A 12,708-nucleotide genomic window follows, 5' to 3' on the forward strand; every position below is an offset into this window, starting at 1 on the left:
GTAGCTGCTTACGCAGATCCACCAAGAACCTCAGCATCAATCAATGCTGAAATCCCTTCAAATCAAGCGCAAGAAGCTTCTATATTCATAGCAGTACAAAAGCCCGGCCACTGCAAAGCGACCGGGCTTTTTTGCGTTCACCACCTCCAATACTGGCACTGACAAAGCAGGGCGGCCGCGCAAGGGCCTCAGGGGGTGTCAATCCAGTTTCGTGCCGGAGGCCTTGACGGCTGCAGCCCAGCGCGGCGTCTCGCTGGCCAGGAACTTGCCGAAGGCGTCGGAGCCCAGGAAGGCCGGATCGGCGCCCTGCTCCACCATGCGGCTCTTCACATCGGGCAGGTTCATGACCTGCTGGAAGGCGTTGCTGAGCTTGGCAGTCACCTCCTTGGGCAGGCCGGCGGGGGCTAGAAAGCCATAGAAGCCCACCACCTCGAAGCCCTTGAGGCCGGACTCTATGGCGGTCGGCACCTCGGGCAGTGCGGGGTTGCGCTCCTTGCTGGTCACGGCCAGAGCACGCACCTTGCCCTGCTTGTGATAGGCCGCTGCCTGAGGAATGCTCTCGGCCATGAACTGCACCTGACCGCCGATCAGATCGGTGAACGCAGGCGCGCTGCCCTTGTAGGGAATGTGCACCAGATCCAGGCCTGCGGCGCTCTTGAACATCTCGGGCACCAGATGGCTGATGCCGCCATTGCCGGCCGAGCCGAAGTTGATCTTGCCGGGGTTGGCCTTGGCATAGGTCGTGAACTCGATCAGCGTCTTGGCCGGCACCTTGTTGTTGACCAGCAGCGCCAGCGGCTGCATGGCGGTGCGGGCAATCGGCGTGAAGTCCTTGAGCGTGTTGTAGGGCAGCTTGCTGTAGAGCGCAGGGTTGATGACCATCACGCCGGTATTGGCCAGCATCAGCGTGTAGCCGTCGGCGGGCGAGCGCATCACGTCCTGCGCCCCCACGGAGCCGCCCGCTCCAGGCTTGTAATCCACCACCAGCGGCTGTCCGAGCACGCCTTGCAGCTTTTCGGTCAGCAAGCGGGCATGCTGGTCCAGCGGGCCGCCGGCGGGAAAGCCCAGCACGATGCGAATCGGCTTGGTCGGAAAGGCGTCCTGAGCCTGTGCGCCCGCGGACAAAAGCAGGCCTGCGCCAGCCATCAGGCCGGCCAGCATGTTCATTGAAGTCTTGTTCATTGTTGTCTCCTTGGCTTTAGAAATCATCGGCCGCACAAAGCGCTGTCCGGGCAGTCTGATCGGTAGTCAACCTGCGCTGGATAGCGGCATTCGAGCCATGACTTGAACCATGGCGGGAGCCGGCCGACATAAAAAAGCGCTTCTCGAAGGAAGCGCTTGGGTGCCTGAGTGCCAAGCGGCAATCAGCGCTTGGGTTGCCAGGCCAGCGCCTTGTTCTGCTGCTCGGCCACCTGGGCAATGCTGAGCTTGTTGGCCGCTTCATCGCGGCGCTTGGCGGCATCGCCACCGAGCTCCATGGCCGCCAGGTTGTACCAGAAGTAGGCCCTGGCATTGTCACGCGGCACGCCCTGACCCTGTGCATAGACCATGCCCAGGTTGTACTGGGCTGCGGCATCGCCCTGCTCGGCCGCACGCTGGTACCACTGCACGGCCTTGGCGTAGTCGCGCGCAGCGCCCTGGCCTTCGGCATACATCACGCCCAGGCGGTTCTGCGCGCCGGAATGGCCTTGCTCGGCCGCTGCGGCATACCACTTCATCGCCTGAGCGGGGCTGGCGGCACCGCCCTGACCATCGGCATACAGACGCGCCAGGTTGAACTGGGCCGAGGCATCGCCCTTGTCGGCCGCGCGGCGGAACCACTGCATGGCCGTCGCATAGTTCTGCGCAACGCCACGGCCTTCGGCGTACAGCGTACCCACGTTGTTGATGGCCGCTGCATGGCCTTGCTCGGCCGCCTTCTGATACCACTGCAAAGCCGTGCCGTAGTTCTGGGGCGTGCCCAGGCCTTCGGCATAGATGGTGCCCAGGTTGTACTGGGCATCGGCGTGATTCTGGTCGGCCGCGCGCTGGAACCATTGCGCTGCATAGGCAGGGCTTTGCTCCACACCCAGGCCGTACAGATACAGGCGGCCCAGATGGTTCTGGCCGTCGGCATTCCACTGCTCGGCGCTCTTCTGGAACCAGGAAGCCGCCAGCTTGTAGTCGCGCGGGACGCCCACGCCATCCATATACATGCGGCCCAGGCTGTTCTGGGCCCTGGCGTCGCCCTGTTCGGCAGCGCGCTGCAGCCATTGGGCGGCATGCACGGGGTCCAGCTTCACGCCCACTCCGTCGGACAGCATGGAGCCCAGTTGGTTCTGCGCTTGTGCATGGCCTTGATCGGCGGCTTTCTTGAACCAGTCTGCAGCCGTCATGTAGTTCACGGCCACGCCATCGCCCTTGAGATAGCGCTGGCCCAGCTCGAACTGGGCCGTCACATGGCCTTGTGCGGCGGATTTCTCCAGCCACTGGGCAGCGGTGCTGAAGCTCTGGGGCACGCCCAGACCTTGCTGATAGAGGTGGGACAGGTTGTACTGCGCCACGGCATTGTTCTGCTGCGCCGCGCGGCCGTACCACTGGGCCGCCTCGCGATAGTTCTGAGGCACGCCCTGGCCGTTGGCATACAGCGCACCCAGGCTGTTCTGGGCACCCGCGTGCCCCTGCGCCGCGGCCTTGCGGAACCATTGTGCGGCGGTGGCGGCATTCTGGGGCACTCCCTGGCCGTGCACATACATCTCGCCCAGTTGGTTCTGCGCCTTGGCATCGCCGCGCTCAGCCTCCTGCAGCGGTCCGGCCGTGGAGGCCACGCGCGAGCCTGCAATCGGCAGCGGGCCATATTGCAGGCGGCTGAATTCAAACTGGGGGCCCGATGTGGCGGCTCTGGAATCGCGCAAAAAATTCATGCGACCTTCCGCACCGGTTTGCGCGGATGCGCTCTGGGCAAAGGCCGCCAGACTCGACATGACCAGCGCTGCGATGGGAGTGAACTTCATTCCGGTACGATTCCTAGACGCTTGTTGTTACATCAGACATACGATGACACCAACCTGCGAGCGTAACTGATTCTGATAGCAGCTTCGATAAGGAATCCCTCAATCGCGGCATCCTAGCCACAGTTTTTTGACATTTGGCCGGGCCATGAAAAAGCCCGGCAAAGCCGGGCTTGGAGCGATGGAAGGGTTTCAGCCTCTGCTCATCTGCTGGCGCACATAGTCCGCCAGCACCTGCATGAGCTGGGCAAAATGCAGGCGCAGCGGCTCGAAGCCCGCATTCGGCTCGCGCGTATCCTCGTCCATATAGACGGGGCGACGGATCTCGATCTGCATCGAGTGGCGATTGAGCTGCGGCTGGCCGATGCGCCCGATCAACTCCACACCTTTATAGGGCTCGTTATAGGCCACGCTGTAGCCGAAGCCCTTGAGCGTATCGCCCACCAGGTGGATGAACTCGGGCGCACAGGTCGTGCCATCGCGGTCGCCCAGCACGAAGTCGGCCAGCGGCGGCGCATCGCTACGACCCAGTCGCTGGTACACGTCGTTGGGCATGGAGTGCAGATTCAGATGCCACACAGCCCCGAAGCGCGCCACGCTGTCGTCGATGGCCTGCGCCAGCGCCGCGTGATAGGGGCGCCAGTAGCGCTCGATACGGTGCTGCACCTCGGCCACGGTGCGCTTGCGCTCATATAGGGGCGTAGCCACGCCGGCCTTGCTGATGCGCTGCCAGATCAGGCCCAGCCCCTGCTGGGTCTTGATGCTGGGCGACAGCGGCACCGGCCACTCGCCCTCGATCTGCGCGGGGTCCAGATCGGACTCGTTGCGGTTCGGATCGACATAGGTGCGCGGGAAAGTCGCCTCCAGCAGCGTCGCGCCGAACTCGGGCCAGCGGTCCCAGAGCGCGGCCACATGCGTGTCCTCGCCACGGCGCAGCAGGCTCATGGGCACGACGGCGCCGAAGTCCTCCGGATAGGCCGTGCCGCTGTGCGGCGAGTCGCAGACTATGGGCAGCACCTCGCCCCGGGCCGGGTGCACCAGCACCGGCTCGGCCGGTCTGGCTTGCAGGAAATCAGGCACAGACATCGAGGTCTTCATCAGTCCAGCTTGATATTGGCGCGCTTGGCCACGGCCGTGTAGCGCTCGATCGCGGCCCGGATCTGCTTGGCGAACTGCTCGGGCGTGTTGCCCATGGACTCACCGGAGATGGACTTCTGCTTTTCCAGATAGTCGGGCGAAGCCATGACCTTGTGGGCCGCCGCATTGAGCTTGTCGATGATGGGCTTGGGCGTGCCGGCAGGCGCGACCAGGCCGAACCAGCCACCGTCACCCATCTGGGGAAAGCCCAGCTCGGTATAGGTGGGCACATCGGGCAGCACATCGCTGCGCTTGAGGGCCAGCACGGCCAGGGGACGCAGCTGGCCAGCCTTGATATGCGGCAGGGTCGAGGGCAGGTTGTCCGTCATGGCATTGACCTGTCCGCCCAGCGCATCGGTAATCGCCTGGCCCGCACCCTTGTAAGGAATGTGCAGCAGCTGGATGCCCGCGAGGTTCATGAAGTTCTCGATATTGGCATGACCGAGCGAGCCCGTGCCCGGCGAGGCAAAGGTGTACTTGTCGGGGTTGGCCTTGGCCAGCGCGATGAATTCCTTCATGGTCTTGGCAGGCACGCTGGCGTTCACCACAAAGACGCTGGGCACGCTCATCACATTGGTGATGGGAGCAAAGTCCTTGATCGCGTCATAGGGCAGCTTGCGGAAGATGGCCGGATTGGAGCCATGGGTGGACACCGTGGCCATGCCGATGGTGTAGCCGTCGGGAGCGGCCTTGGCGATTTCCGAAGCGCCGATGGAGCCGCCGGCTCCGCCCCGGTTGTCCACCACCACGGCCTTGCCCAGTATCTGGCCCATCTTGTCGGCCAGCAGACGCGCCACCATATCGGTGGAGCCGCCCGCACCAAAGGGCACGATCAGGCGGATGGGACGATTGGGGTAGTCCGCTGCGGCATTGGCCGCGAACGCGGGGGACAGCGCGGCGGCCGCTGCGCAGGCGGCAATGGACGACAGAACGGTACGACGAATGGCCATGCGGCTTCTCCTTGGATCTCGTGAAAGACTGGTTATGGGTCGGCTCAGAGCGCTTCATCGAACGCTCCGACCTTTGTTTCATTCTGTGCCGCAGGCCGTGGCACGAAAAGCGACAAGACGGCACGCAAGTATTACCAACCGTCATAATTCAAGCCGTCATGCGCATGCACTCCCCGTCCCTGTCCGAACTTCACGCCTTTGCCGCAGCAGCCCGCCTGGGCAGCTACTCGCTCGCCGCCCAGGAGCTGTATGTGACGCAGGGCGGCATCAGCCGGGCCATTGCCAGGCTTGAGGAGCATCTGGGCTTTGCCCTGTTCGAGCGCCTGGGCAGACGCAATGCGCTCACCGCAGCAGGACAGGACTATCTGCAGGCGGTAGAGCCTGCCGTGATGGCGATCGAAGCCGCATCGGCCGCCGCGCGCAGGCGCCGCCACGGGCCCCAGCTGCGTCTGTCGGTCATTCCCACGCTGTTCAGCCACTGGCTGATTCCGCGCCTGCCCGACTTCAACCGCCGTCATCCGCAAATCATGCTTTCCTTCGCGCCCTACCGGCGCGACGATCCGCTCAATGCGCCGGAGATCGATGCCTGGATTCGCGTCGGCAGCCAGCACTGGCCGGCAGGCGTGGAGGCCGAATATGTGATCGGCCGCGACCTCATTCCCATCTGCCACCCGCGCGAGCTGCAGGGGCCGAACCCCATCCGCAGCGAACAGGATTTGCTGAACCGCCCGCTGCTGTTCCACACCAACTACCCGGGCAACTGGGCCAGTTGGATGCAGGCCCGGGGTCTCGACCAGCCCTGCCCTGCCCCGGTTGCGGACTTTGAGACCGTGGCCCTGCTGGTGCAGGCCGTGGCTGCCGGCATGGGCACAGCCATGGTTCAGCGCTGCCTGGTGGAGGAGGATCTGGCCTCGGGGCGCGTGGCTCTGGCGCTGGATGCACCGGTGCATATCGAGCGCGGCTACTTTCTGTGCCAGCAAGGCAGCCGCCCTCCGACGGAAGCCTTAAAGCAGTTTCGCCGCTGGATACTGGAGCAGGCCGGCCCCAGGGCCGTCAGCGACTGAGGCCCGGCCAGAGACTGGCGCGAATACAACAGGCACTCTTGAGTCAGATCAAGATTTCACGCAAAACTGCTTTCCAGCCAGTGCGCCAATCAGCGCCAGGCTCTGCAAAGCACCCATTGGCAGCAGGCACTTGTGCACACCAGTGCGGCATAGCCGAGCATCTTGCCATCGCGTGAAAACAGCCAGAGACTGGCCAGCAAAACCGCCATACCTAATATGAAATTAATAGCTACCTGCGCAATGAAGGATTGGGCTCCAGCCTTGTTTTGCTTGAACAAGCGTGCGCAGACAGCCAGGCCCAGCGCGAGAAAAAAAGCGGGGGCGACGAAGTTGAATAAATGATTAACGCTCGCAACAAAATCCATGGCAACAATCGATTCCAAGGCTTTGAGACCGGGGGGTGCCCAATCCGGTTCTAAATTTTATAATCCTCAGTTATGGCAGTCTGGGCTTTAGGTATCAATCACCACACGGCGCCGCTCGATATGCGGGGCCGTTTTGCGTTCGCGCTCGATCAGATCGCGCCGACGCTGCAAGGCCTGCGCGCATCCCTGTCCCATGCGGGCCGGGCTCACAGCGCCGTGGAAACCGCCATCCTCTCCACCTGCAACCGCACCGAGATCTACTGCGCGGCCGACGCCCCGGCCATGGATCACACCATGCACTGGCTGGCCAACAGCGGCGGCGTAGCGCCTGAGCTGCTGCGCCAGCACTCGTATCTGCTGCAGGACGGCTCGGTCGCCCGTCACGCCTTCCGCGTGGCCTCGGGCCTGGACTCCATGGTGCTGGGCGAGGCGCAGATCCTCGGCCAGATGAAGAACGCCGTGCGCGCTGCCGAAACCGCAGGCGCACTGGGCACCACGCTCAACCAGCTGTTTCAGCGCAGCTTTGCCGTGGCCAAGGAAGTGCGCAGCTCCACCGAGATCGGCGCGCACAGCATCTCCATGGCTGCCGCTGCCGTGCGTCTGGCCGGCCAGCTGTTCGAAGACCTCAGCAAGATCCGCGTGCTCTTCGTGGGCGCAGGCGAGATGATCGAGCTGGTCTCCACCCACTTTGCCGCCCGCAACCCCAGGCAGATCACCATCGCCAACCGCACCATGGAGCGTGGCGAAAAGCTGGCGGCCCAGTTCGGCGCCGGCACCATGCGCCTGGCCGACCTGCCCGAGCATCTGCACGAGTACGACGCCATCATCAGCTGCACCGCCTCCACCCTGCCCATCATCGGCCTGGGTGCCGTGGAGTCTGCTCTCAAGAAGCGCAAGCGCCGCCCCATCTTCATGGTGGACCTGGCCGTGCCGCGCGATATCGAAGCCGAGGTCAAGCACCTCAACGACGTCTATCTCTATACCGTGGACGATCTGGCAACCGTCGTGCGCACGGGTCAGGCCCAGCGCCAGGCCGCCGTGCAGCAGGCCGAGGTCATCATCGACACCGGCGTGCAAAGCTTTATGCAATGGATGGACCAGCGCAACCCCGTGGGCGGCGCGGTCTCACTGATCCAGCAGGTCAATGCCCAGGCCGACGAATGGCGTGCGCTGGAAATTGCCCGCGCCAAAAAGCTGCTGGCCAAGGGCGAAGATATCGACACCGTGCTGGAAGCGCTCTCGCGCGGCCTCACACAGAAAATGCTGCACGGCACCATGGCCGAGCTGCACAAGGGCGGCGCCGAAGAGCGTGCCCAGACAGCGGACACCGTCTCCCGTCTGTTCCTGCGCGCCAGCCGCAACCCCAGCAAGCTTTAGCGGCGCTCGCCCGCTTTGGCGCTGCCGTCCTCGTGCAGCGCAAGGCCCGACCGTGGCCCGCCCTCCCTCTTTTCTGACTCCACAAAGGTGAGCACCCTCACCTTTCCCAAGCCCTAGGTGCCCCCTATGCAAGACTTTTTGCGCAACCAGCTCGAACGCTACGCCCAACGCCTGCAGGAGCTGGACTTTCTGCTCTCGCGCGAAGACATCATGGGCGACATGAAGCAGTACCGCACCATCTCGCGCGAGCATGCCGATGTGACGGCCATTGCCAGCCGCTACACCCGCTACCTGCAGACCGAAGCCGACATCGCCGCCGCGCGTGACATGCTGGACGACCCCGACATGGCCGAAATGGCGCAGGAGGAGATCGGCAGCGGCGAGGCCGAGCTGATCAAGCTCGAGGACGAGCTGCAGCGCCTGCTGCTGCCCAAGGACCCCGACGATGCCCGCCCCGCCTTTGTCGAAATCCGCGCCGGCACGGGTGGTGACGAGTCGGCCCTGTTTGCCGGCGACCTGACCCGCATGTACACCCGCTACGCCACCAACGTGGGCTGGAAGGTGGAAGTGATGAGCGCCAGCGAAAACGAAATCGGCGGCTACAAGGAAGTCGTGCTGCGCATCGAGGGCGACAACGTGTACGGCGCGCTGCGCTTCGAGTCGGGCGGCCACCGCGTGCAGCGTGTGCCCGCCACTGAAACCCAGGGACGCATCCACACCAGCGCCTGCACCGTGGCCGTGATGCCGGAACCCGACGAAGCCGAGGCCATCACGCTCAATCCCGCCGATCTGCGCATCGACACCTTTCGCGCCAGCGGTGCCGGCGGCCAGCATATCAACAAGACCGACTCCGCCGTGCGCGTGGTCCACCTGCCCACGGGCATCGTGGCCGAATGCCAGGACGGCCGCAGCCAGCACAGCAACAAGGCCAAGGCTCTGCAGGTGCTGCAGGCCCGCATCCAGGAAAAGGAACGCAGCGAGCGGGCCGCCAAGGAAGCGGCCATGCGCAAGGGCCTGATCGGCTCGGGCGACCGCAGCGACCGCATCCGCACCTACAACTTTCCCCAGGGCCGCCTCACCGACCACCGCATCAACCTCACGCTGTACAAGCTGCTGGCCGTGATGGAAGGCGATCTGGGCGATGTGATCCAGGCCCTGCAACATGCACGCGAGGCCGAGCTGCTGGCAGAGCTGGCCGCATCCTGAGGCCACAGGCATTGCCCTGCGGCAGGGGACAGCCAGGCGGCAGCCGGCTCGAACCCGGCCCGCTCGAACGACTCGCCAGCAATGGGAACAATTTCAAGATGACACAGCGCTTTTTGCCGACTCTGGTTTCTGCTTTGCTATCGGGCCTGTTGTTCGCATCGACCGCCGCCCAGGCTCAGGCATTGCGCAAGCCATCGGCCTATGACTCGGGCGCGGGAAGCCCGGTCGACGCCAGCGGCAACCGCAGCGCTGCTGCCAGCCTTCCGGCGCTGGCCAGCCGCGCCGATTTCGATCGCATGGCCCGTATCTTCGAGCCAGCCAGCGCCATGCCCCATGTGCTGTTTGTGATCGACCGCCACAGCAAGAGTGCACCACTGCATTTCATCAACACGCCGCGCTATGCGTTTCACGAAGATTTTCTGCGTGCCAAAGGCCTGCTGCAGGGCGGCAAGCCTGCGCTCAACCGCAATTACCGCGAACCGGGCCGCCGCTTCATCCTGGGCACGCTGAGCTGGCAGCCCGCGCTCAAGGACTACAGCTACGAGTTCTGGGAGGGCGACCAGCTCACGCCCGAGCTGCTGCAGACCACGGCGGCTGCACTGAAAACCGGCTTCTTCGCCCCTGTGCGCTTCAAGGCCAACTCCACTCAGCAAGAAGCCGTGGCCCAGCAAGCCGGTATTGCAGCAGTCACCCAGGCCCAGCTGCTGGGTGCCCAGACCTATCTGCCGCTGAACCAGGGTCAGGCCGTGGGCCGGCTGCGCATCCTGAACCAGGCTGAAGAGGTGAGTGATCTTCAGCCCAATGACATCGTGCTGCTGCGCGAAGTGCCCATCAGCTTGCCGCCCGTGGCCGGCGTGGTGACGGAAAGGCCGTCAACCGTGCTGTCTCATGTCAATTTGCTGGCGCGCGGCTGGGGCATACCCAATGCCTATGTGCAAAAAGCGGCCGAGCAATACGCTGCCTTCAACGGCCGCTGGGTGCATATCGACGTACAGCCCGCCAGCTTTGCGCTGCGCGCCGCCACGGCTGCCGAACAGCAAAGCGCGCAGCAGCAGGCACTGCGCCAGCCCGCCAAGGGCCGCAAGGTCTTGCTGCAGCCCGATCTGCGCCGCAGCGAGCTGGTGCCTCTGGCCGCCCTGCGCAGCGCGGATCGCCGCCGCTGCGGTGCCAAGGCCGCCAATCTGGGCGAGATCCAGTCCGCCCGCCTGGCGGACGTCAGCGTGCCCGACGGCTTTTGCATTCCGTTTGCCGCCTATGCCGACTTCATGCGCGCCAACGGCCTGGCCGAGCGCATTGCCCGCATGCGCCAGCAGCCCGATTTTGCGACGGATGCAGGCATCCGAAGGCAAGCCCTGTCCGCGCTGCAGGCCGAAATCGAGCAATGGCCCGTCAGCCCGGCCGTGGCCGATGCCTGGGCGCAGCGCTGGTCCGGCCAGCTGGGCAGCCAGGGCGTGTTCGTACGCAGCTCCTCCAGCTCCGAGGACCTGCCCAACTTCAGCGGAGCAGGCCTGTACACCACCGTGCCCAATGTACGCAGCGGCACGGATCTGGCTGCTGCGGTGCGCAAGGTCTGGGCCTCTGTCTACAACTTCGAGGCCTGGGAAGCCAGACAGGCAGCGGGCATCGACGACGCGCAGGTGATGATGTCGGTGTTGGTACAAAAAGCCGTGGACTCCTCGGCATCGGGGGTGATGATCACCCGCGACCCCTTCGATGCCTCGCACCGCTACATGAGCTATATCGCCGCCAAGCGCGGCATAGGCATCCGCGTGGTCGAGGGCCGGCGGGTTGCAGAGCAGATCCTCTACTCCAGCCGCAGCAAGGCCGTGCAGGTGCTCAACCGCTCCCAGGACGATGTGGCCCTGCAGCTGGATGACAGGGGCGGCGTGCGTGAAGTGGCGGTTGCGCCCGGCCGCGCCGTGCTCAGCGACGCACTGGTGCAGCGACTGGCCCGCGCAGGAGCCGGCATCAAGCAGCGCTTTGGCGGCAAGGATCAGGACATCGAGTGGGCCGTGCAGGGCGATCAGCTCATCATCCTGCAGTCGCGCCCCTTCATCTCGGCACCCCAACGTTAAGAATCCGCCATGCTGAATTTCGAGTCACCTGTTGTTGTGGAGCTGCTGCAAGCCCAGGGCTGGACCCCGCAGCGCGAGGTCGCCATACCCGCGCTTATCCGGAGCGCTCTGGACCAACAGCCCAGTCTGGCCTGCCACCCCGCCGTGGCTGCGCTGCAGAGCCTGGCAGGCTTGCACATCGGCCAGGTGGGCAAGGGCCGGGAATGCGCCAGCAGCGATATAGAGTTTGACTGGCGCGAAGCGCATTTCACCAGCGAAGATGCGGACGACGCCCTGCTCTGCTGGGAACAGCGCCTGAACACCCGGCTGATACCACTTGCCGAAGTGCACCATGGGCACGGCCAGTTGCTGATGGCGGGCGATGGACGCTGCTTTGGCTGGTCTTTTGTAGGCATGTGCTTCGAGGGCGAGAATCTTCAGCAGGCGCTGGAGCATCTGTTGCTCGGTATACGCTCGCGCCCCATGCTGGAGCCCGGCCAGTCGTCGACCCAGTTGTACGGCAGGCGCTACAAGGCGGGTGCCCCCGAGGTATACCCTTACTGAATTTCCGAAGAAGATGGCCACCGGCCAAGCCATGACCGAACCCTCGCCCCCCACTTTCTCCGTCGCTCAAGCCCTGCAGCAAGCCGCCAGCCAAGGGCTGGCACGTGTCGATGCACAGATGCTGCTGCTGCACTTGATGCAGCAGCCAGCGCATGCCCGCGCCTGGCTCATCACCCATGACGGCGATATGCTGAACGCCGAGCAGCAGGCCCGCTGGGGCCAGCTGTGCGCCCTGCGCCAGCAAGGCACGCCTGTCGCCTACCTGACCGGAAGCAAAGAGTTCTATGGCCTGAATCTGGCCGTGGACAGCCGGGTGCTGGACCCGCGCCCCGATACCGAGACCCTGGTGGACTGGGCGCTGGAGCTCATGCCTGAAGGGCAGCCGGTTCGCGTCGTCGACCTGGGCACCGGCAGTGGTGCCATTGCCCTGGCCCTGCAAAGCCAGCGCCCCGCAGCCCGGGTCATTGCCGTGGACGCCAGCGCCGATGCCCTGGCCGTGGCCCGCAGCAACGCCGCCCGGCTCCAACTGCCCGTGCAGTTCGCCCACGGCAGCTGGCTGGAGCCCTTGAACGGGCAGGAACCTGTCGATCTGATCGTCAGCAATCCGCCCTATATCCGCGCCGACGACCCGCATCTGGCGGCGCTGAGCCACGAACCACTGTCGGCCCTGGCCAGCGGCGCAGATGGGCTGGAAGACATACGCAGCATCATCGAGCAGGCCCCGGCACACCTGAAGGCCGGCGGCTGGCTGCTTTTCGAGCATGGCTGGGATCAGGCCGAAGACGTGGCGCGGCTGATGCGGGATGCAGGCTTCGGGCAGGTCCAGCACCGCCACGACCTGGCCGGCATTGCGCGCTGCACGGGCGGCTGTCGCCCTGACAAGGCTTGATTTCCAGAACTGAGCCCCCAGATAAACAGGCAGCAAGATTTCCTCACAGCATCGCATTGCTTGCGGTCGGTGAAATAATTGCAGACATCGCGGCTGGTACCGCCATTTCCAA

The 12,708-nt window shown here is 64.6% G+C and carries 11 protein-coding genes; 6 read left to right on the forward strand and 5 right to left on the reverse strand.

Features of this window, described 5'->3' with window-relative positions:
* Positions 1-198: 198 nt before the first annotated feature.
* The 4 genes from QYQ99_RS07945 to QYQ99_RS07960 all read right to left on the reverse strand — a co-directional run bounded on the left by QYQ99_RS07945 (position 199) and on the right by QYQ99_RS07960 (position 5,077).
* On the reverse strand, positions 199-1,182 hold the full coding sequence (locus QYQ99_RS07945) for a Bug family tripartite tricarboxylate transporter substrate binding protein (RefSeq protein WP_302092168.1): 984 nt from the start codon (positions 1,180-1,182) through the stop codon (positions 199-201).
* Between the two features lie 182 nt (positions 1,183-1,364).
* A complete protein-coding gene (locus tag QYQ99_RS07950) occupies positions 1,365-2,993 on the reverse strand; it encodes an SEL1-like repeat protein (protein ID WP_302092169.1) in 1,629 nt (542 codons plus the stop codon).
* 189 nt (positions 2,994-3,182) lie between these two features.
* Complete coding sequence (locus QYQ99_RS07955; protein ID WP_302092170.1) at positions 3,183-4,076, reverse strand: N-formylglutamate amidohydrolase; 894 nt, start codon at positions 4,074-4,076, stop codon at positions 3,183-3,185.
* 11 nt (positions 4,077-4,087) lie between these two features.
* The gene (locus QYQ99_RS07960) at positions 4,088-5,077 is read right to left on the reverse strand and encodes a tripartite tricarboxylate transporter substrate binding protein BugE (protein ID WP_302092171.1); all 990 of its coding nucleotides are present in this window, start codon (positions 5,075-5,077) and stop codon (positions 4,088-4,090) included.
* Between the two features lie 158 nt (positions 5,078-5,235).
* Here QYQ99_RS07960 and QYQ99_RS07965 point away from each other — a divergent pair, with 158 nt between their 5' ends.
* Positions 5,236-6,141: a LysR substrate-binding domain-containing protein gene (locus QYQ99_RS07965; RefSeq protein ID WP_302092172.1), complete on the forward strand. Its 906-nt coding sequence runs from the start codon at positions 5,236-5,238 to the stop codon at positions 6,139-6,141.
* Positions 6,142-6,230: 89 nt separating this feature from the next.
* Here the strand turns inward: QYQ99_RS07965 and QYQ99_RS07970 are convergent, their stop codons facing one another.
* Complete coding sequence (locus tag QYQ99_RS07970; protein ID WP_302092173.1) at positions 6,231-6,506, reverse strand: hypothetical protein; 276 nt, start codon at positions 6,504-6,506, stop codon at positions 6,231-6,233.
* A 72-nt stretch (positions 6,507-6,578) separates the two neighbouring features.
* Here QYQ99_RS07970 and hemA point away from each other — a divergent pair, with 72 nt between their 5' ends.
* From hemA to prmC, 5 genes are all read left to right on the forward strand, one after another.
* Complete coding sequence (gene hemA / locus QYQ99_RS07975) at positions 6,579-7,883, forward strand: glutamyl-tRNA reductase (protein WP_302092174.1); 1,305 nt, start codon at positions 6,579-6,581, stop codon at positions 7,881-7,883.
* Between the two features lie 126 nt (positions 7,884-8,009).
* Positions 8,010-9,089 carry a peptide chain release factor 1 gene (gene prfA / locus QYQ99_RS07980; RefSeq protein WP_302092175.1) on the forward strand — a complete coding sequence of 360 codons (1,080 nt, stop codon included), beginning with the start codon at positions 8,010-8,012 and terminating at the stop codon, positions 9,087-9,089.
* Between the two features lie 98 nt (positions 9,090-9,187).
* Positions 9,188-11,164, forward strand: a complete 1,977-nt coding sequence (locus QYQ99_RS07985) for a PEP/pyruvate-binding domain-containing protein (RefSeq protein ID WP_302092176.1) — start codon at positions 9,188-9,190, stop codon at positions 11,162-11,164.
* A gap of 9 nt (positions 11,165-11,173) precedes the next feature.
* Positions 11,174-11,707: an SUKH-3 domain-containing protein gene (locus QYQ99_RS07990; protein ID WP_302092177.1), complete on the forward strand. Its 534-nt coding sequence runs from the start codon at positions 11,174-11,176 to the stop codon at positions 11,705-11,707.
* A 13-nt stretch (positions 11,708-11,720) separates the two neighbouring features.
* Positions 11,721-12,596 (forward strand): peptide chain release factor N(5)-glutamine methyltransferase, encoded by an 876-nt coding sequence (gene prmC, locus QYQ99_RS07995; RefSeq protein ID WP_302092178.1) that lies wholly within the window; start codon positions 11,721-11,723, stop codon positions 12,594-12,596.
* Positions 12,597-12,708 lie beyond the last annotated feature (112 nt).

The sequence above is a fragment of the Comamonas testosteroni genome, from assembly GCF_030505195.1.
In the GTDB taxonomy this organism is placed as follows: Bacteria; Pseudomonadota; Gammaproteobacteria; order Burkholderiales; family Burkholderiaceae_C; genus Comamonas; species Comamonas testosteroni_G.

What these genes read in the sequence shown, in the direction of transcription:
- QYQ99_RS07950 (WP_302092169.1), bottom strand. Translation starts at nt 2,993, where the DNA reads ATGAAGTTCACTCCCATCGCAGCGCTGGTCATGTCGAGTCTGGCGGCC.
- QYQ99_RS07990 (WP_302092177.1), top strand. Translation starts at nt 11,174, where the DNA reads ATGCTGAATTTCGAGTCACCTGTTGTTGTGGAGCTGCTGCAAGCCCAG.
- prfA (WP_302092175.1), top strand. Translation starts at nt 8,010, where the DNA reads ATGCAAGACTTTTTGCGCAACCAGCTCGAACGCTACGCCCAACGCCTG.
- prmC (WP_302092178.1), top strand. Translation starts at nt 11,721, where the DNA reads ATGGCCACCGGCCAAGCCATGACCGAACCCTCGCCCCCCACTTTCTCC.
- QYQ99_RS07965 (WP_302092172.1), top strand. Translation starts at nt 5,236, where the DNA reads ATGCGCATGCACTCCCCGTCCCTGTCCGAACTTCACGCCTTTGCCGCA.
- QYQ99_RS07955 (WP_302092170.1), bottom strand. Translation starts at nt 4,076, where the DNA reads ATGTCTGTGCCTGATTTCCTGCAAGCCAGACCGGCCGAGCCGGTGCTG.
- hemA (WP_302092174.1), top strand. Translation starts at nt 6,579, where the DNA reads ATGGCAGTCTGGGCTTTAGGTATCAATCACCACACGGCGCCGCTCGAT.
- QYQ99_RS07960 (WP_302092171.1), bottom strand. Translation starts at nt 5,077, where the DNA reads ATGGCCATTCGTCGTACCGTTCTGTCGTCCATTGCCGCCTGCGCAGCG.
- QYQ99_RS07970 (WP_302092173.1), bottom strand. Translation starts at nt 6,506, where the DNA reads ATGGATTTTGTTGCGAGCGTTAATCATTTATTCAACTTCGTCGCCCCC.
- QYQ99_RS07985 (WP_302092176.1), top strand. Translation starts at nt 9,188, where the DNA reads ATGACACAGCGCTTTTTGCCGACTCTGGTTTCTGCTTTGCTATCGGGC.
- QYQ99_RS07945 (WP_302092168.1), bottom strand. Translation starts at nt 1,182, where the DNA reads ATGAACAAGACTTCAATGAACATGCTGGCCGGCCTGATGGCTGGCGCA.